The 1,836-nt window shown below is 48.9% G+C and carries 2 protein-coding genes; both read right to left on the bottom strand.

Annotated features, from left to right (window positions below; genetic code table 11):
• Positions 1–339: 339 nt before the first annotated feature.
• Positions 340–1,359 (bottom strand): M48 family metallopeptidase, encoded by a 1,020-nt coding sequence (locus GY683_RS09475; protein ID WP_297288492.1) that lies wholly within the window; start codon positions 1,357–1,359, stop codon positions 340–342.
• 11 nt (positions 1,360–1,370) lie between these two features.
• The coding region (locus GY683_RS09470) for a DUF898 family protein (RefSeq protein ID WP_297288491.1) at positions 1,371–1,836 on the bottom strand (466 nt) is incomplete at its 5' end.

Genomic DNA, 1,836 nt, shown 5'->3' with positions numbered 1-1,836 from the left:
GTTTTTAGCCAAACCCGATTTGAGGGGTTGAATGTGAATCGCCTTGCTAGGGGTGCGCCTGTTTTTGATGCCAATGTGGAAAGTTGTGCTGAAATGTGAAGTTTAAAGGGGGGGTATTTTGGGGTGGGGCGGAAAAATAATCATAATTAATACATATATGAATCGCACGTGTTTATTAAGTTCTTCAGACTTGCAAATGTTCACAATTTACATATCGTGGTAGTTTTTTTGTTTCTTTGGCTTGCACAAGAGGAGCGACGTTGGCAAAGTCAAAACCCAAAAGGCTATCACACCTAAACATAAAAAACCGCTCCAATCGGAGCGGTTTTTTGTGTTGGATTATTGGCTATGCTGTTCTGCTTGTTCGATGCGCTTATTGGTATCGGGATGGGTGGATAATATCGACCAATGCCCATGACCTTCGCCGTGCTCCTTTTGCAGCTTTCTAAAAAAGTTAGCAAGATGAATCGGTGATATACCTAATCGCTGAAGCTCATCAATAGCATATTTGTCCGCTTCCATCTCTGCTTTTTGAGAGTATTGCGTGGTCGCAAGCACTGTGGGCAATGCCAGCAGAATATCAGACGTATCGCCCGTGATGATGACAACCAGTACTCCAATGCCAAGGCTTGAGATGGCCTGCTCTAGACTATGGCGATGCACCAGATGCCCTTGCTCGTGGGCTAGGACGGCTAGGATTTCGTGATTATCGCCACTAAGCTTGATGAGTTCATCGGTGATGACGATGGTGTTATTGGGGATGGCCAGTGCATTGGCGCCGATGTCGCCGCCACTTCTGACGATGATTTTGGCTTGTGGGTTGGCATCTAGCTTATCATACAGAGCCTTGATCTCATCTTGGCGTGCTTTAGGCAGGGTGCTGGGCTTGGTCATCTCCAAGACGTATTCTTCAGCGTGATTGCCCGCCTCCATGAGAGCATCGCTAGGCAGTCTCTGAGCGATGTGGTGCGCCGCCATAGGAATGCCAAAACGGAACAGCCCAAAGACAAACACGCACAATATCACCAATCCAGTACCGATCCACGCCCAACGATTCTCCATCTTGGTGATGTTGTCGAACAGCGAACGATGCTGCAGTTCGATCCAGTCGGGCGGTGCGCTTAGAAACTCTATGCGCGCCCCATCGAACAGCATGATGGCGTGTGGCGAATTATCCACACTGGGCAGATATTCGCAGTCCTTGGCAAAATAACGCTTCTCTTGATGTGCGTTATCGGCATCTCTCCAGACAACCATAAAACCATCCGCCTGACCCTGATAGAATACAGGGTGAATTTGAGCGGTGTGCGCTTTACTGATTTGCCCGTCAAAATACCGCACGGTCACAGCTTGCTTCATGCTAGACTCACTTACCAAGATACATCAAAGTCGAACACGTCGCTGATCTCTTCTGCCAAAGGCGAGACGTTGTCCGCGCTCGGCGTGGTCAGTGCTTCGAAGTCGTCCACCACAGACAAGGCTAGGGTTTCAGTCTTGTAGCGATGCATTCTCACCGCTGCCCAAGGGTGCAATAAGCCTACGCTTAGGACGGTTGCGATGACATTGGTTAGGCTGATGAAGGCGAATTTTAATGGGCTAAAGTTCACCAAGACGAAACGATTGTCCCCCAAGGTTAATTTACCCCAAATGGCGCGATGAATATAGCCTTGCATGAGTGGAAAAATAAGCAGCATCACAGCGTAGATGACCGCAATGATGGCCATTACTGCAGGCGGTAGCGACCCATCGGGCGAAGCCACCATCTCTGCTTGGCTAAAGATAAAACCACCCCCCAACAACACCACAACGATGAATGCAAGCAAAGGCAAGATCATC

Source organism: Moraxella sp. (assembly GCF_024227015.1).
GTDB lineage: Bacteria > Pseudomonadota > Gammaproteobacteria > Pseudomonadales > Moraxellaceae > Moraxella.
Note: the sequence above shows the minus strand (reverse complement) of the source record. Positions and strands in the feature narration are given on the sequence as shown.